At 65.9% G+C, this 16560-nt stretch carries 19 protein-coding genes; 12 read left to right on the top strand and 7 right to left on the bottom strand.

What is annotated here, in order from left to right; all coding sequences use genetic code 11:
- The first annotated feature begins 296 nt into the window (after nucleotides 1-296).
- The 3 genes from AC5LXK_RS30475 to atsR are packed head-to-tail and all read left to right on the top strand — an operon-like array spanning nucleotide 297 to nucleotide 3550.
- Nucleotides 297-1169: a response regulator gene (locus AC5LXK_RS30475; protein ID WP_493392356.1), complete on the top strand. Its 873-nt coding sequence runs from the start codon at nucleotides 297-299 to the stop codon at nucleotides 1167-1169.
- 55 nt (nucleotides 1170-1224) lie between these two features.
- Nucleotides 1225-1728 carry a putative pterin-binding protein gene (locus AC5LXK_RS30480; RefSeq protein WP_493392357.1) on the top strand — a complete coding sequence of 168 codons (504 nt, stop codon included), beginning with the start codon at nucleotides 1225-1227 and terminating at the stop codon, nucleotides 1726-1728.
- A 1-nt stretch (nucleotide 1729) separates the two neighbouring features.
- On the top strand, nucleotides 1730-3550 hold the full coding sequence (gene atsR, locus AC5LXK_RS30485; protein ID WP_493392358.1) for a hybrid sensor histidine kinase/response regulator AtsR: 1821 nt from the start codon (nucleotides 1730-1732) through the stop codon (nucleotides 3548-3550).
- 41 nt (nucleotides 3551-3591) lie between these two features.
- Here the strand turns inward: atsR and AC5LXK_RS30490 are convergent, their stop codons facing one another.
- Nucleotides 3592-4011, bottom strand: a complete 420-nt coding sequence (locus AC5LXK_RS30490) for a secondary thiamine-phosphate synthase enzyme YjbQ (protein WP_493392359.1) — start codon at nucleotides 4009-4011, stop codon at nucleotides 3592-3594.
- Nucleotides 4012-4021: 10 nt separating this feature from the next.
- Nucleotides 4022-4348: a thioredoxin family protein gene (locus AC5LXK_RS30495; RefSeq protein WP_493392360.1), complete on the bottom strand. Its 327-nt coding sequence runs from the start codon at nucleotides 4346-4348 to the stop codon at nucleotides 4022-4024.
- Nucleotides 4349-4577: 229 nt separating this feature from the next.
- On the opposite strand from AC5LXK_RS30495, the gene AC5LXK_RS30500 reads away from it, so the two are divergent.
- Both AC5LXK_RS30500 and AC5LXK_RS30505 read left to right on the top strand, forming a co-directional pair.
- Nucleotides 4578-5279: a flavin reductase family protein gene (locus AC5LXK_RS30500; RefSeq protein WP_493392361.1), complete on the top strand. Its 702-nt coding sequence runs from the start codon at nucleotides 4578-4580 to the stop codon at nucleotides 5277-5279.
- Nucleotides 5280-5295: 16 nt separating this feature from the next.
- The gene (locus AC5LXK_RS30505; protein ID WP_493392362.1) at nucleotides 5296-6735 is read left to right on the top strand and encodes an MFS transporter; all 1440 of its coding nucleotides are present in this window, start codon (nucleotides 5296-5298) and stop codon (nucleotides 6733-6735) included.
- A gap of 99 nt (nucleotides 6736-6834) precedes the next feature.
- On the opposite strand, the gene AC5LXK_RS30510 is transcribed toward AC5LXK_RS30505, so the two are convergent.
- Together AC5LXK_RS30510 and AC5LXK_RS30515 are read right to left on the bottom strand one after the other, a co-directional pair.
- Nucleotides 6835-8235, bottom strand: a complete 1401-nt coding sequence (locus AC5LXK_RS30510) for an APC family permease (protein WP_493392363.1) — start codon at nucleotides 8233-8235, stop codon at nucleotides 6835-6837.
- 75 nt (nucleotides 8236-8310) lie between these two features.
- Entirely contained in the window at nucleotides 8311-9882 is a 1572-nt protein-coding gene (locus tag AC5LXK_RS30515) for a carboxylesterase/lipase family protein (RefSeq protein WP_493392364.1), read from the bottom strand.
- 162 nt (nucleotides 9883-10044) lie between these two features.
- On the opposite strand from AC5LXK_RS30515, the gene AC5LXK_RS30520 reads away from it, so the two are divergent.
- The 5 genes from AC5LXK_RS30520 to AC5LXK_RS30540 all read left to right on the top strand — a co-directional run bounded on the left by AC5LXK_RS30520 (nucleotide 10045) and on the right by AC5LXK_RS30540 (nucleotide 13255).
- A complete protein-coding gene (locus AC5LXK_RS30520) occupies nucleotides 10045-10596 on the top strand; it encodes a TetR/AcrR family transcriptional regulator (protein ID WP_493392365.1) in 552 nt (183 codons plus the stop codon).
- A gap of 369 nt (nucleotides 10597-10965) precedes the next feature.
- Nucleotides 10966-11298, top strand: coding sequence for a DUF2322 family protein (locus AC5LXK_RS30525; RefSeq protein ID WP_493392366.1), 333 nt, complete (start codon nucleotides 10966-10968; stop codon nucleotides 11296-11298).
- A gap of 88 nt (nucleotides 11299-11386) precedes the next feature.
- Entirely contained in the window at nucleotides 11387-12238 is an 852-nt protein-coding gene (locus AC5LXK_RS30530; protein ID WP_493394086.1) for a hypothetical protein, read from the top strand.
- Between the two features lie 145 nt (nucleotides 12239-12383).
- Nucleotides 12384-13016 carry a LysE family translocator gene (locus tag AC5LXK_RS30535; protein WP_493392367.1) on the top strand — a complete coding sequence of 211 codons (633 nt, stop codon included), beginning with the start codon at nucleotides 12384-12386 and terminating at the stop codon, nucleotides 13014-13016.
- A 53-nt stretch (nucleotides 13017-13069) separates the two neighbouring features.
- Nucleotides 13070-13255, top strand: coding sequence for a hypothetical protein (locus AC5LXK_RS30540; protein ID WP_493392368.1), 186 nt, complete (start codon nucleotides 13070-13072; stop codon nucleotides 13253-13255).
- Nucleotides 13256-13300: 45 nt separating this feature from the next.
- Here the strand turns inward: AC5LXK_RS30540 and AC5LXK_RS30545 are convergent, their stop codons facing one another.
- The 3 genes from AC5LXK_RS30545 to AC5LXK_RS30555 all read right to left on the bottom strand — a co-directional run bounded on the left by AC5LXK_RS30545 (nucleotide 13301) and on the right by AC5LXK_RS30555 (nucleotide 15392).
- Nucleotides 13301-14002, bottom strand: a complete 702-nt coding sequence (locus AC5LXK_RS30545) for a YebB family permuted papain-like enzyme (RefSeq protein ID WP_493392369.1) — start codon at nucleotides 14000-14002, stop codon at nucleotides 13301-13303.
- Between the two features lie 141 nt (nucleotides 14003-14143).
- On the bottom strand, nucleotides 14144-14713 hold the full coding sequence (locus AC5LXK_RS30550) for a hypothetical protein (RefSeq protein ID WP_493392370.1): 570 nt from the start codon (nucleotides 14711-14713) through the stop codon (nucleotides 14144-14146).
- A gap of 220 nt (nucleotides 14714-14933) precedes the next feature.
- On the bottom strand, nucleotides 14934-15392 hold the full coding sequence (locus AC5LXK_RS30555; RefSeq protein WP_006486309.1) for an Lrp/AsnC family transcriptional regulator: 459 nt from the start codon (nucleotides 15390-15392) through the stop codon (nucleotides 14934-14936).
- A gap of 125 nt (nucleotides 15393-15517) precedes the next feature.
- Here AC5LXK_RS30555 and AC5LXK_RS30560 point away from each other — a divergent pair, with 125 nt between their 5' ends.
- Together AC5LXK_RS30560 and AC5LXK_RS30565 are read left to right on the top strand one after the other, a co-directional pair.
- Nucleotides 15518-16252 carry an AzlC family ABC transporter permease gene (locus tag AC5LXK_RS30560; protein WP_493392371.1) on the top strand — a complete coding sequence of 245 codons (735 nt, stop codon included), beginning with the start codon at nucleotides 15518-15520 and terminating at the stop codon, nucleotides 16250-16252.
- Complete coding sequence (locus AC5LXK_RS30565) at nucleotides 16245-16553, top strand: AzlD family protein (RefSeq protein ID WP_059237885.1); 309 nt, start codon at nucleotides 16245-16247, stop codon at nucleotides 16551-16553. Before AC5LXK_RS30560 ends, AC5LXK_RS30565 begins: the two co-directional genes overlap by 8 nt.
- Nucleotides 16554-16560 lie beyond the last annotated feature (7 nt).

Here is a 16560-nt window from a genome sequence, read left to right on the forward strand (position 1 = left end):
GGTTGCGCGCGGCGCAGCAGATACAATCCCTATCCGCCAACGCCGACACGCAGCCCCAGGCTCTCTCAGGTTCTCTCTTCGAATCGTTCCGTCACTGCTTCACTGCTGCCGCCTTTCCTGTACCGACTGTTGCCGGCATCGGTCTCCAAACATGACGCGACAAACAATAGTGACGTGGTGAGCAATAATAATGAAGAAAAATGGCATGTCAAGGTCATTCGCTTTTTCAAAGCTTGCATGACGCGTCAACTTTGATATGCTCTTCCTCGCCAAAACCCCCTGGAGACCCCATCGAGATGTCCACCACCGAGCAGGCCAATGTCGATCTCATGACCGCCAACAAGGTGCGCGATCTACTGAACCGGAACGGCATTCCGCCGCGAAGTCACAACACGACGATCGCGAACGTGCTCGGCCTGAGCTTCTCGGTCGTCACGCGCAAGATGAAAGGCCTGATCCCGTGGAACCTGTCGCAGTTGCAGGACATCGCGACGCACTTCGGCGTGCCGCCCGCGATCCTGCTCGACGACAAGGGCACGCAGCCGGCCGCCGCCGAGATGATCGATGCGACGCTCGTGATCGAATCGCGGCGCTTCCGCTGCCGCGCCGCGATTTCGGCGAAGGCCAGCAGCCAGATCGAAACGGATTTCGTCGCGCTGCAGTGGCAGGGCGAATGGATCGTCACCGAACGCCAGCACGCACGCGAGGGCCGCACCTATCCGGTCGACGTGATCGAGCTGCGCTCGGCCCAGCCGAACGTGTATGCGGCGCGGATCGCCGTGGTCGACGATTCGCAGGACGTCGCCGAAACGGTGTGTGAATACTTCATCGAGAAAGGCGTGAACGCGATTCCGTACTTCGACGGCGCGTCGTTTCGCAAGGCGCTGGAAGTCGAGGATTTCGACGGCTACATCCTCGACTGGATGCTCGGCGACCAGACGGCCGCCGAACTCGTGCGCGGCATCCGCTCGAGCGAGAACAGCGGCGCGCCGATCTTCCTGCTGACCGGCAAGATCTCGACCGGCGAAGCCAGCGAGGACGAAATCGCGCACATCGTGTCGCACTACAACGCACGCTGCGAAGAAAAACCGGTGCGCCTGCCGATCCTGTTCGCCGAAGTGGCGCGCGAACTGAAGATCGCGCTGCCGGCCGCGGCCGCCGCGAACTGAGCACCGAAGCCAGTACGACACCCCACCAAACGAACCACAAGACCGAGGGAAAGACATGCGCGTTTCAACCATCTGGACCAAGAGCCTGCTGACGGCCTGCCTGCTCGGCATGGCCGCCGCGGCATGGGCCGCCTCGTCGTTCACGTTCACCGTCGACGGCAAGATCAGCAAGGGCAACCAGCAGGGGAAGATGACCTACATCTTTTCCGAACAGGAACTGATGGCGCTGCCGCAGCACACGATCGTCACGTCGACGAGCTGGACGCCGAAGTCGACCTTTACCGGCCCGCTGCTGTCCGACGTGCTGAAGACCGTCGGCGCGCACGGCACGCAGATCGAATTCCGCTGCATCGACGAGTACACGTTCACGATTCCGGTATCCGATGCCGACCGCTACGGCGTGATCCTCGCGCGGACGATGAACGGCAAGGTGCTCGGCAACGACAACTACGGCCCGCTGTGGATCATGTATCCGCGCGACGAGTATCCCGACGAGCTGAAGACGCCGCTCGGCGAAGCCAAGTTCGCGTGGCAGATCATCGGCCTGACCGTGAAGTGACATGAAGCGGCGGCGGTGGAAGAACAGAAAGATCATCCTGGTCCTCGGCTCGCTGTGGATCATGGGGTTCGCCGCGTGGGCGTTCCTGCTGTGGGATCTCCTCGCCACCTCGGTCAACGAAGGCGTGCTCGAAGGGCCGCGCGAAGGCGTGTTCTGGACCGCCGCGCAATACCGTAACGTCTACACGCGGTTCGACCGCCAGCTGATTCTCTACGCGACGCACGAGGACGACGATTTCGATCACGTGCAGATGCAGCTCGACAGCCTGTCGGTGTCGTTCGGGTTCCTGCAGCGGCCGTCCGAAGTGTCCGAATACTGGCTGCGCATCCCGCGCGCGCGCAACGAAATCGACGCGCTCGGTGAATTCATGACGCGCCTGAAGCACGACGTGCCGCTGCTGCGCGACTCGCCGAAGAACGCGCAAAAGGTGCTCGACGAGGTCAATGCGTACTGGCCGAAGGTCAACGGCCTCGCGAACTACTTCCGCGCGATCGAGATGGCGCAGCGCGACTTCACGTTCCATCAGCTGAAGGAAAAGCAGCGCGCGATCCTGATCCTCGGCATCGTGCTCGGCGTGATCCTGTGCGCGCTGTTCCTGCTGCTGTTCTACACGATGCGCACGCGCGACGATCTGCTCGAACGGCAAAACGCGGCGCTCGACGCCGAACGCAAGGCGTCCGACCGCGCGTTCGAGATGATCGAGGCGAAGAACGCGTTCCTCGGGATGGTGAGCCACGAACTGCGCACGCCGCTGCAGGCGATCTGCGGGTCGATCGAGATCCTGCTCGCGCGCCCGCAGTCGGACGCGAACCTGAAGACGATCCGGCGGCTGCAGAATTCCGCGCTGTCGCTGGAAGCGCTCGTCAAGGACCTGACCGACTACATCAAGCTGCGCTCGACGAAACGCCTCGCCGAGCTGGATACCGTCGGCATCGCACCGCTGCTCGCCGAAGTGCTCGAACCGCTGCGCGAGAAAATCGCCGCGAAGCGGATCGCGGTCACGCAGCTGGTCGAGCCGCCCGGCCTCGCGATCCGCTCCGATCGCAAGCTGCTGAGGCAGGTGCTGTCGAACCTGATCGAGAACTCGGTCAAGTACACGCTCGGCGGCTCGATCCGGATATCGATCACGCTCGCCGATGCGCCGGCCGGCCAGCAGGCGAGGATCGCCGTGCGCGACACCGGCGCCGGCATCGCGAAGCAGCATCTGTCGAAGATCTTCGAGCCGTTCTATCGTGCGAACGACGCGGTCGGGCTGCACGTGGACGGGATCGGGATGGGGCTCGCGGTCGTGCGCGAAATCGTGACGACGCTGCGCGGGCATGTGGACGTGCGCAGCGTGGTCGGCGAAGGCAGCGAGTTCGTCGTGACGCTGCCGGCCGAAGTGCCGGGCGTCGACACGGCCGGCCACGCGGCCGGCGACGGGCCCGCGTTGCCGCTCGCGATCCCGCATCGCAACCGGCGCGCGCTGGTGGTCGACGACAACGACAACGCACGCGAAACGCTCGGCGCGATGCTGTCGGCGCTCGGCATCGAGGCCGATCTGTGCGGCACCGGGCAGGAGGGCGTCGCGCGCTTCGGCACGGGCCGCTACGACATCGTCGTGCTCGATCTCGAACTGCCGGACCTGAGCGGCTTCGAAGTCGCGCGGCGCATTCGAGCGGTCGCGGAACCCGACGACGACGGCCGCCATCCGGCCATCCTCGGTGTCAGCGCGTACGAATCGGCTGCGTTGCGCGAGAACAAGCGGGTATTCGACGCATTCCTGCCGAAGCCCGTCCACCTGCGCGAACTCGGCGCGCTCGTCGAGAAGCTGCTCGCCTGAGCGGGCGAGCGGCCGGCAGGCTGACGACGAGCGCTGCCCGCCTATTCGCCGATCACGTGCAGCACGATGTCGCGCCGGTGTGCCGCGCGGCGATGCTCGAACAGATAGATCCCCTGCCACGTGCCGAGCACCATGCGGCCGTGCTCGACCGGAATCGACAGCTGCACCTGCGTGAGCGCCGTGCGTAGATGCGCGGGCATGTCGTCGGCCCCTTCGGTGTCGTGCTCGTAGCGCGTGTCGTCCTCGGGCGCGAGCGTCGCGAAATAGCGTTCGATGTCGCGCTGGACCGACGGATCCGCGTTCTCCTGGATCAGCAGCGAGGCCGACGTATGGCGGCAGAACACGGTGAGCAGGCCGGTGCGGATCGCCTGCAGGTCGACGAACGCACGCACCTGCGACGTGAATTCGACGAGGCCGCTGCCGCGCGTGTCGACGCCGATGTGCGTGATGGCCTGTTGCATCGCCGTGACCTCAGGCCAGCGCGGCGAAGCCGTCGGCTTCGATCTGTTTCGCGTCGGCGGGGCGCACGACGCGCGCGACTTCGATGCCATCGCGCAGGAATACAAGCGTCGGCCACAGCTTCACGCCGAACGAGCGGCCGAGCGGGCGGCCCGGGCCGTCCTCGATCTTCAGGTGCCGCACCGCGGGATGCGCGGTGAACGACGCGACGATCGCGGGCTGCGCGCCTGCGCAAATTCCGCACCAGTTCGCGCCGAATTCGATGACGGTGGCGCCGCCCAGTGCGTCGACTTCCGCGCGTGTCGGCGCGTTGGCGGTGTAGCGTTGCTCGGTGTCCATCAGGCCCTCGTGTGCGTTGGCGGAACGTGGCCGCGCCCGCTTGCGTGGTGCGGCGGGCACGGCCTGCGATTTCCTACTGTAGCGGAAAAGCGTTCGCGCTGCCGACCGGTCCGTTGCCGCGCCATCGCCGCCTGCGCACATCGCTCGGAATGACACGACAAGATTCGGAGCGCCGCGCCGCGGCGGCGGGATCAGCATGTGGACTGATCCGTCACCGAGGGCTCCAGCCATGAATGCACCGCATTGCGTCACCGAACCGAACATCCTCTATTTCGGCACGCCCGTCGTGCTGGTCAGCACGCTGAACGAGAACGGCACGGCCAATCTCGCGCCGATCTCGTCCGCGTTCTGGCTCGGCTGGCGCGGCGTGATCGGCATTGCCGCCAGTTCGCAGACCACCCGCAACCTGCTGCGTACCGGCGAATGCGTGCTGAACCTGCCGTCGTCGGCGCAGGCGGACGCGGTCGACCGGATCGCGCGCACGACCGGCACGTATCCGGCGCCCGACGGCAAGCGCGCGAAAGGCTACGTATTTGAACCCGACAAGTTCGGCACGGCCGGGCTCACCGCGGCCGCCTCGCAAACGGTCGCGCCGCCGCGCGCGCTCGAATGCCCGGTGCATATGGAAGCGGTCGTCGCGGCCGCGCACGGGATCGGCGAAGAAACGCCGGACCTGCGTGGCCATATCCGCGTGTTCGAGCTACGCATCCAGCGCGTGCACGTCCACCCCGACCTGCTGATGGACGGCCAGCCGGACCGCATCGATCCGGACAAGTGGTCGCCGCTGATCATGAGCTTCCAGAAATTCTACGGGCTGGCGCCGCGGCAGGTGCATGCGTCGCGGCTCGCGGAGATTCCGGAGCGCGCGTATCGCAGCCCCGACATCGAGCGCTCGCGCGACGCGGGCGTGCTGACCGGCACCGGACGGTAATGGAACGCCAAGGGGAATGCCCGTGAACCCGACGTTTCGTCCTGCTTCCACCGGCGCGGCCGATGCCGTCGCGCCCGCCCGGCACCGCCTCGTGCTGCCGGCCCTGTGCATCGCCGTGCTGATCGCGCAGATCGACACCGCGATCGTCAATCTCGCGACCGAACCGATCGGCGCGGCGTTCGGCGCGCGTGTCGGTGCGCTGCAATGGGTCATCGACGCGTACAACCTCGCGTATGCGGTGCTACTGCTCACCGGCGGCCTGATCGGCGACCTGTACGGCCGGCGTCGTGCGTTCGTGCTCGGCGCGGCGGTGCTGAGCGGCGCATCGGTCGTGTGTGCGCTCGCGCCGACGCTCAGTGCGCTGATCGCGGGCCGTGCGCTCGCCGGCGCCGGCGCCGCGCTGCTGATTCCCGCTTCGCTCGCGATCGTCCGCGTGACCTGGCGCGATCCGGTCGAACGTGCGCGCGCGCTCGGCATCTGGGCCGCGTGCGGCGGCATCGCGATGATCGTCGGCCCGACGCTCGGCGGCGTGCTGATTCATGCATTCGGCTGGCGCAGCATCTTCGGTGTCGTGATCCCGTTCGGCGTTGCCGCGATCGCGCTCGCCAGCGCCGTCGTGCCGGAATCGGCCGATCCGCAGGGCCGACGCTTCGATCCGGCCGCGCAGGTGCTCGGCGCGATCGCGATCGGCTGCGTCGTGTTCGCGACGATCGACGCACGCCACGACACGCTGCGCGCGGTGCTGCTGGTCGCGATTGCGGCTGCGGCCATCGCGCTGTTCGTGCGGATCGAACGGCGGCTCGGCAAGGCCGCGCTGGTGCCGCTCGACCTGTTCGCGAATCGCGCGTTTCGCGGGATGCTCGTCGGCAACGGCTCGATGACGTTCGGCGGCTACGGGATGCTGTTCGTACTGCCGCTCGCGTGGCAGAGCCACCACGTGCTCGACGCGACCGGCGCGGGCCTCGCACTGCTGCCGATGTCGATCCCGTTCGCGCTCGTGTCGTTCGGCTCCGGCGCGGTCGCGGCCCGCATCGGCGGGCGCACGGCCGGTGCGGGCGGCGTCGCGCTGATGGGGCTCGGGCTCGCCGCGATCGGCATCGGCGCGGCCGGATCGACGGATCCTCACGCACCGATGCTCCTGTGGGCCGAAGCGGGGCTCGCGCTGACGGGCACGGGGCTTGGCCTGGCCGTCGGATCGCTGGCCGCGACGGCCGTCGGCGCGGTCGACGCGGCGCGCGCGGGCACGGCCGCGTCGCTAATGAACGTGACGCGGATGATCGGTGCGGTGTTCGGCGTCGCGATGCTGGGCGCGCTGTACGACGCGTGCGGCGGCGGCGCGACCGGGCTACGGGTCGCGATGCTGACGGGCAGCGCGCTGCAGCTCGCGGGCGCGGCGCTTGCGTGGCGCACGGCCGGGTCCGGCGCGGAGGCCGGTACGACACGGCCGGACAGATAATTACTCGCGGCCCGTCATTCCGGCAACCTCCCGATATGAATTATTGATTTGTATACCTAATTATTAAGAGGTCGCCGGTTTCCGAAATATTCCGCGTGGTCAGCTGTCGCTCAGGAATCGTCCCAATCGGGTATAGACCGTCGGCCGCGCGTGCCGCAGCCATGCCGCGAATATCGCACCGATGACAGCGATCGCCGGTGTCGTCCAGGGCAGAATCGACACGACGACCGACGACGTACCGGCCATCAGCGAGACGTTGCCGATCATCGCGTACAGGAAGTAGCCGAATCCCGCGAAGCTGATGGCCGGGAAAACAGCCCACCGGACGAACCGCGTCTCGCGCTCGCGACGGGCGGCGAAGAACCGGATGACCGCGAGCGCGGTCAGCGCCTGTACGCACACGATGCCGATCGCGGCCGGAATGCTCAGATACGGTGCGATCACCATGACCGGATCGACACGATAGAGGGCAAACAGAACGATCATCGTGACCATGATCGTCGACTGCATGTTCGCAGCGTGGATCGGAAGCCCCTTCTTCACGCTCAACCGCGCAAGCCACTCGAACGCAATGCCGTCGCGGCCGAGCGAATACCAGTAACGCACGGTCGCGTTGTTGAAGCTGATGATCGCGGCAAGCATGCTGGTGATCAGCAGCGCATTGGTGACCACCACCATCTGCCTGCCGAGTACCCGTTCCGTCACCGCGAACCACAGATCAGCCGGGGACTTCACCGCAAGGGAAACGACTTCGGCATAGCCGAACGCGTTGGACATCTGCACCGTCGACACCACGTAGATCGCCATGATGACCGCGACGCTGACGTACGTGGCAATCGGAATCGACCGGCTCGGGTTCCGAACGTCGTTCGCGTAGATCACCGTCGTCTCGAATCCCATGTAGGCAACCACGACGAACACGAGTGACGTGCCGAACTTCGCGGTGAATACGTTCGCGGGATGCAGCGGTGCGAGGCTGAAGTGCTCCACGCCTCCGCCCGTGGCAGCCACCTTGATGTTGAAAGCGACGATCAACCCGATCTCGACGATCATCAACAGGAACAGCACCGCGCCGTTGAACTGCACGTTGTTGATCGCGAACACGTGTACGACAACCGCCGCGCCGAGCGTGCTGAGCCACCACGGCACGGTCACGCCGGTCAGCGTGCCGATGAAGTAGCTGATATAGAAGCCGAGCAGCGCGTAGCACGCGAGCGTGATCACGAAATAGGATGCGACAGCCATGAACGCGGCTCCCACGCCTGCCGGCCGGCCGAGACCTTGTCCGACGTAGGCGTAGAGCGCGCCGGCATTGCTCACGTGGCGACTCATCGCCGTGAAGCCGACCGCAAAGAACAGATAGATCAGCCCCACGCACAGATAGGAGCCGGCGATCCCGATTCCGTTTCCATACGCAACGCCATACGGCACGCACCCGATGAGGCTGGTGAGCGGCCCGTTGGTGGCAAGCACGAAAAATACGATGGCAATCCAGTTCAAGGGCCGCGTGGGTGCGGATACAGGTGTTGCCGCTGACGTCTCCATGGTTGTTCCTTGTAGATGATGGGAGGTGCGTTACAAGCCCGCGTGCCCGGCGAACAGCGCTCGCCGGCGCTCGGCATCGGGATCCTGGTCGATGCGGCAGGTGCGGTCGAAAATCCGTGTCGAACGCGCCTCCGTCGTGTAAAGCGGCCACACCGGGGCGCCGCGCGCCGATGGATCGCCGTATCGGGCGAAATCGGCCCATGCGCGCCGCATCCGCGCAGCCAGTTCGAAGCGGTCGCCTCGCGTGTCGCCCGGATATCGGTTGCCCGGAAAATCCGTGCTGTCCCAGGCCGGAAGCGGGTAATCGAGCGTACCGAATACGAAAGGGATCTCGGCGCCGTGAATCGAGTAGCTGCCGCCGCAGCACGGGAATTCCCAGTCGAACCGGTACATGAATGTGTCCGCCCGCCGGCTGTTGCGCTCCGCCAGCGCCACCGCGGGCATCCAGAACACGGCGTCGGTCAGGTTCCGGCCGATCGTGCCGGGCTCGATTTCATGGGCACGCCATGCGGCTCCCACGGTTGCCATCACATCATCCGGGCCGGTGCTGAATGGCCGGACGCCGTTCTCCAGCGCGTCGCGATGGTCGGTCGAGTCGAGCGAACCGTGCGCGAGCAGCCCGGGTTCCAGAAAGTACGCCGCCTCGTGACGCGTCGTCCCGATCATCATCGGTATCGACGGGCTCCGGCTTCTCGACGCATCGATGACGACACCATCATCGACGGGCCAGAACGCGGTATAGCCATGGCGATCGAACAGACGTCGCGCGGCGTCGAGCACCTGCTTCTCCGGCACCCCGTCGAGCGATCGCACATCGGTGCCGAGCATCGAAAGGAATTCATCGGCCCTGACGTTCGCCTGCTCCCGCGACAGCGTCGTGAGAAACGCGCCGCTCTGAATGATGGCCTTGTGATACAGGCCGTCGGCTGACGGCATCGTCGTCAGCGCGCAGATCTTCCCGCCCCCGCCCGATTCGCCGAACAGCGTGACGTTGGTCGCATCACCGCCGAATGCGTCGATGTTCGCCGCGATCCACTCGAGGGCCAGCACGATATCCTGCTGTCCCACGTTCGCCGCGTGCGAATAGCGGGCATCTCGATCGCACAGGTACAGGTAGCCGAACGCATTGAGGCGATGGTTGATCGACACGACCACCACCTGCTGCTCTTCGGCGAGCGTGCGCCCGTCGTACAGCGGCAGGTTTGCGGAACCCGACAGATACGCGCCGCCATGCAGCCACACCATGACGGGCAGACGATCGCCACGCGCCGCCGCGACCGGCATCCAGACATTGAGGTTCAGGCAGTTCGCCGAATGGCCGCCATCAAACTGCCAGGCCGGCAAATCGTCATTGAACTGCGGGCACGCATCGCCATAAGTGCCGCAGTCGCGGATACCGTCCCATCCAGGTGCGAGCACCGGCGGCTTGAAACGCAGCTCGCCATTCGTTTGCATTCCATATGGAATGCCAGCGAACCGGATGCTGTCGCCCAGGTGGACGCCGCAGACCTTCCCTTGCGAAAGCGTCAATACGCAGTCGAGACGTTCGGTGCATTCGTCGATCGCGGAGAAACTCGTGTACTCGTTCATCGTTCTATTCATACCGGGGCAGATGGGATTCAGATTGGCGCACGTCTTGTGTACCGTCCAGCCGGTACAGTAACGAAATCAAAAAAAATGGCAAAGGGAATTTGTATAATGCACCGTCCAGCCGGTACGGCACTTTTCGGATCATTTTCACTGCAATATTCCGTTAGATAGAACATGGATAACGAAATCAGCGAGACAAAGAGAAAAATATTCGAAGCCTCGCGAAACATCCTGCAAGACAAGGGCATCCTGGGATTAACCCTTGCAGAGGCCGCGTCGGTTGCCGGCATCAGCAAAGGAGGACTGCTCTATCACTTCTCGAGCAAGTCCGAGCTTCTGGCCGGGCTGCTGCACTTCGAAGCCACCACTTTCGAGCGGGCAGTCACCGAAGCCGCACAGGCCGATGGTCAGCCAGGCGCCTGGACGCGCGCCTATATCATCGCGAGTTCCGAACAGGCGCTGCAAGGGAGAAGCCTTTCCGCCGTGATCGGCAGCCTGCTTCTGGAACCCGGCCTGCTGCCCGTCTACGCGACGCATGCGGCCCGCTGGGCAGAATTGCTGAGCCGCGACCAGTTGCCCGAACGCACCGCTCATATCATCCGCTTTGCGGTGGAAGGTCTGTGGTTCGACGAAGTGTGCGGACTGCGTCCGCTGGACCCGGCGCAACGCGAGGCATTCGTCGACTCGCTGCTGGCCATGACACGTCCGGCCGCCCAGAGCCAATAGCCGACTTCCGCGAGCGCGCTCGGAAGAGTGCGCGTGAATCGTCGCCAGCGATCACCACTGGCCTCCCCGATCGGTTGCAAGCGTCCTGCCAAGCCGCCCACCGTTGCGCCGGTGCCGACGACGAGTGGAAGTCCCTGCCTGGACCATTGGGCGCGCCAGATCCGACCGGCGTCATCGTTGCCATGTCGCGTCAGTCATGCTCCCGGATTCAGGTGCCGTTCACGTCGCCCTGTCCCCGGCGAGTCCGTGACACGGAAGGCAAAGCGCTGTCGGGTACGCCGCCGCGCCATCCAGTTCGCCGAAGCCGATCGGATAAGATACGGCCGGCCACGCACTTTGGCCCATGACCGAACCGACGGAGTGTTTTCAGTGATTCAACCGACCCCAGTATTCAAGGACAACCTCGCGCAACTGCCGGCCATCGACGGCGTCGCGCGCATCGATCTCGTCGGCGCGAGCGGCGACGTGGTCGCCACCATCGAGAACCAGCCGGGCAAGCAGGGCTCGCTCGCGGTGTACAACTATCTGCAGCAGGCCTTCGGCACGCTCGACGCGAAAGCTGCCGAGCACGGTCTCGCGGTGTTCGCCGAGCATACGGCCGACGCGCGCAACCGTCCGGGCGCACATCCGAACGTCGATCGTCTGCTGGCGATCGTCGGCGGCGGTGAAGCGCTGCGTATCGACGTCGTCGCGAAAGACTGAGTCGTCGGCGACACGCGCGCGGGAAGCCGCGATCGTCGCGTCCGCATTCCTTTCGCCGGAGACCGCCCGCGTGTTTCGCTTCATTGCCCTGCTTTCAGCCCGACGTTTCGCCGCTGCCGCCACGATCTCCGCCGTTGCCTGTACTGCGCTCGGCGGCACAGCATCGGCCGAAACGCCGCGGACGGCCTCCGATATCGCCGGTGCATCACTGGTGCCGCTCGGCGTGCTGCCGCACTCGCCGGAGAACGGCTCGCTCGACCCGTTCTGCGCACGATATCGCGCGAAGACGACCACCGCAGCCGGCCGCGAAGTCGCCAGGCTCGACTGGATCGTGACATCCGAGGCGCCGCTGGGCCGCTATACGGTCGTCACGTTCTCGAGCGGATTCAAGCCCGGCACGAGCGCGATCTGTTACGCACGCAACAGCAACATCGGCGTGTTCGACGGTACGACGCTCGTCGCGCTCGGCTATACCGCACGCAACGCCGGCTGGCAGCTCGGCTCGGCCGACCGGCTGGAAAACGGCGCACTGCGGATCTGGGGCGGCGACGGCCCCGCGCCGCCCGTCGGCGACCTGCATGAAGAGAGCGGCGACCTGCGGCTGACCCGCGTCGCCGCCGAAAGCACGTACTGCAGCGGCCGCGCGGTCGTGCCGAACGTGTACGGCAAGCCGCTCGACGCGGCACGCAGGATCCTGATCGCACGCGGCTGGCAGCCGCTGCGCCCGCGCGAAAAGCCGGACGCGATGGATGGCGCGGCAACGCTCGCGAAGCACGGCATCATCGAAGCCGAAGCGTGTTCGGGCACCGGGATGGGGTATTGCGCGCTGCGCTACCGGAATACGGCCGCCGTGCTCGGCGTGACGACGGTCGGCGGCGAGCCGGACCAGCCTTCCGCGAACACCGTGATCGACTATCAGGTCGCTTGCCGCAAGCAGTAAGCGCTGTGCCGATTGCGCGCACGTGATGCCCGCGTCACGACGCGATCTGCGCCGCCGGGCCATTGTCCGTTCGCCCGATTGACCGGCTTCGCGCGCCCTCCTAAACTGACCTCCCTTTTACGCTGCATCGACAAAAGGGACTGCCATGATCGACCTCTCCACGCTCGCGCTGTTCTCAGGCGCGTGTCTCGCGCTGACCGCCACGCCGGGCCCCGACATGCTGCTGATCGCGTCCCGCAGCGTGAGCCAGGGCCGGCGCGCAGGCTTCGCGACGCTCGCGGGCATTCAGGCCGGCACCTACTGCCACGCGCTCGCGGCCGCGCTCGGGCTGTCGCAGCTCTTCGTCGCCGTGCCGCTCGCGTACGACGCCGTGCGCTTCGCGGGCGCCGCCTATCTGCTGTATCTCGCGTGGAAGACGTTCCGTTCGGATGCGACCGCGCTGTCGCCCGTCGCGTCGCAGCGTCGCCACTCGACCGCGACGATCTTCCGTCAGGGGCTCACCACGAACCTGCTGAATCCGAAGATGGCGCTGTTCGTGCTCGCGCTGTTCCCGCAGTTCGTGCGACCCGAGCACGGGTCGATCGCCGTGCAGATTCTCGTGCTCGCGACGGTGCTGAACCTGATCGGGATCGTCGTCAACGGCGCGGTCATTCTCTCCGCGAGCCGGCTGAGCCAGCAGATCGGCGCGCGCCGCCGGCCGTCGAAGCTGCCGCAGTATCTGCTCGGGTCGGTGTTCGTGGGGCTGGCGGCGCGGCTGGCGGTGGCGGGGCGGCAGTAGTTGCAAACGTGCCAGGCAATCGTGCCGGCACAATCGAACTCGCGAGGTTTGAGATGACAACATATGACGCACTGCGCGAGCATGCATTGGCCGACCCAGAGGTGCGTGCCGAATACGAACGCCTGAATCGCGAGGATTTTGCGCTGCTCGGTACGATGCTTGCTGCACGACGAGCGGCCCGCACGACGCACGCAGATTCCGAGGAATGCACCGAAACGAGCACGGCCGCCGTGAAGTAAGGGCGACTTGCTTTCGCCGCGGGCCGATGTTCGTCATCGCTCGCTTCAGGCGCTGCCCGGATTGTCACCTTCGGACACGTTTTCAACCCGGTCGCGCGTATCCACCACCACCCGCAACGCGCCGCTATCGAGCAAGCTCGCCGGCGTCACCGTACGGCGGCGCCACGGAATCCGGCCGAAATACCAGATCTTCCAGAAGCCGAGCGGATGATCGGGATTCCGGCGCAGCAGCGTGTCGAAGGTCTCGACGTCGCCGAGCACGATCCGCGTCGCATCGCGCACGACCTCGCGCACGAACCGCGAGCAGAACTGCCGGCGCGACGCGAGATTGAACCCCGTGTCGTAGACCACACCGATCCGGCGCATCGCCGCGTCGACGAGCCGGCGCCGTTGCGCGGCGTCGAGCGGCTGCCTGAGCCGCGCGATCACGCAGGCGCCGCGATCGGAGCGCGCGAGAAACCGCGACATCGTCGTCACGCGCGACAGCGGGAACGTGCTCTCCGCGATCAGCGCCTCCCCGCCGCGCTCGCCGACGACGATCCCGACGTGATTCGTCCACGAGCGCGTCGCGCTCGCCACTTCGAGGAACGGCCGCACGGTCACGCGGATAAAGACGATGTCGCCGATTTCCGGTTCGACCGGCAACGGCGTGTCATGCGTTTCGGCAGAAGCAACGGAGAAAAAGCGCCGCCGGCCTGCGCCAGGCGAGCGGATCATGAGCGGCCGGCAGCCGGTGTAGACGACCATACGAACCTCGCGCGAGTGGTAATGGCGCGAGCATGTCAGCAGCAGCCGTGCGCTGCATCCGCTTCATGTGCGAGGGTGCGTATTCGCGCCGCCCGGTGGCGGATTTCGATACCGGCATGAGGCGCCCAAGCGCCGGGCATGTCAGCGTGTCGCGCCCAGCGCCACGCGCAGCCGCTCCATCAACTGCGTGTAATGCCGCAGCACGTCGTCCTTCGGCACGACATTCGCGGTCGCGAAACGGTCGGACCACGCCGCCTTCCATTCATACGAGCCGTGCACGCTGCGATCGCCGTCGGGCGCCTGGATCAGCGAGCGGATCCGTGCGTCGCGACCCGGGCCCGTATGCACGTCGAACAGCGCGTGAATGTACGTGTGGTACGCGTCGTACACGTCGTCGTCGAACAGGTAACGGTAGATATGGAACGTGCGGTCGAGGTCGCGCTTCGCACGGATCACGTCGTCCGGCGAGATGTCCTTCCAGTAGCCGATCCACGTGTAGAAGCACAGCAGCGCATTGAGCTGCGGCGCGACCGCGTCGTACAACGCGAGCCGCTTCTCGATCAGCCGCTGGTTGGTCCACTGCACGAGTTCGAGCCGCTTCAGCCGGCGTGCGACGAGCCAGCCGAGACACGCGACCGACAACGGCGTCAGCACGCCGAGCGCGAGCTTGACGATTTCCAGCGAATTCCACGGGTTGTTGAATGGCTGCATGAGTGGCCCGACAAGAAGAAACGCATTCGCTCCAACGCATGACCCGGCGCGCAGCGCCGCCGGCCCGATCGCGTCGACATTGACCGTTAGTTGCTTGCACATCGAACGCCGCACGACTTCACAGGCAACACGTGCGATGCGACTTGTCCCGCCAGTTTATCCGGCGATTGTCACTGCGCCATGACCATGCGTCGACGCGCCGGCGCGCGCCCGCGCCGCACTAGGTCGGTAGCGCCGACGTGAGCTTGACCTTCTGCATCGGAATGTCGGTCTTCACGCTGAGCACCCCCGGAATGCGCGTCAGGTATTCCATCTGGAAGCGCCGGTAGTCGTCGATGTCGGCCGCGACGACGCGCAGCAGGAAATCGCAATCGCCGGCCATCAGGTGGCATTCGACGACTTCCGGCATCTGCTGGACGGCCTCGGCGAAACGGTTCACCGATTCCGCGTCCTGCCCCTTCAGCCACACGCGCGTGAAGATCGTCAGCCCCTTGCCGACCTTCGCAGGGTTCAGCACGGCCACGTATTTCTCGATCACGCCCGCTTCCTCGAGGAGACGCACGCGCCGCAGGCACGGCGACGGCGACAGCCCGACCTCGTGCGCGAGTTCCACGTTCTGCATCCGGCCGTCGCGCTGCAGCGCGCTCAGGATCCGGCGGTCGATAGCGTCAAGTTTCATTTGGCATCCGATTCCAAAAAAATCGTGTATCACGTGTTCAATGCCAAATTCTGAGAAAAATCTGGCCACAACGCAACCCGATTCGAGTCAAAAAAGCAGACAATCCCTCCCCCGAAGGAGGAGTAATGAGCAGTAGCGTTTCAACGTCGTCCGGGCTTCGCGACAAGCCCGCCTATGTCGCCGAGATGGGTCGCGGATTGCGCGCGGCGCTGCCCGTCATGCTGGGTTTCGTGCCGTTCGCGCTCGTGCTGGGCGCGCAGGCCGCGCAAAAAGGGCTGAGCCTGTTCGAGGTGCCGATGATGACGGGCCTGAACTTCGGCGGCGGCTCGGAATTCGCGGCGATCCACCTGTGGACGTCGCCGCCGCACATCGCGCTGATCGTCGCGATGTCGTTCCTCGTGAATTCGCGCCACATCCTGATGGGCGCCGCGTTCGAGCCGTATATCCGGCACATGCCGCGCCGCCGCGCGCTCCTCGCGCTGTTCTTCATGTGCGACGAGAGCTGGGCGATGTCGCTCGCCGACGCCAGGTCGCGCTCGGCCACACGCATCAGCGTGCCCTATTACGCGGGCATCTGCATGGGGCTCTATCTGACGTGGATCTCGATGACGACGCTCGGCGCGGCGGTCGGCCCGACGATCGGCAACGTCGAGCAGTACGGCTTCGACATGGCGTTCACGGCCGTGTTTCTGGTGCTGCTGCGCGGGATGTGGAAAGGGATGCGCGCGAGCCGCCCGTGGTTCGTGAGCCTCGTCGTCGCCGCCGCCACGCACCTCGCCGTGCCCGGCGCGTGGTACGTCGCGGCCGGCGCGTGCGCGGGGCTGATCGCCGCGCTGCTGTGGGAGCCGCGCGATGCCTGAGCTTCCGGATTTCAGCACGGTCGCGACGATCGTGCTGATGGCGTCGACGACGTATCTGTCGCGCATCCTCGGCTACGTGCTGCTGCGCAACCGCACGCTGAGCCCGCGGATGGCGTCGGTGATGGAGAACGTGCCCGGCTGCGTGCTGATCTCGGTGATCGCGCCGGCCTTCGTGTCGACGCGCCCCGCCGATCTGCTCGCGCTCGCAATCACGCTGCTCGCGGCAACGCGCCTGTCGATCCTGCCGACCGTGATCGTCGGCGTCGTGTCGGCCGGCCTGCTGCGCTACCTGCTCGGCTGAACGGTTC

It is taken from the genome of Burkholderia pulmonis (genome assembly GCF_984667975.1).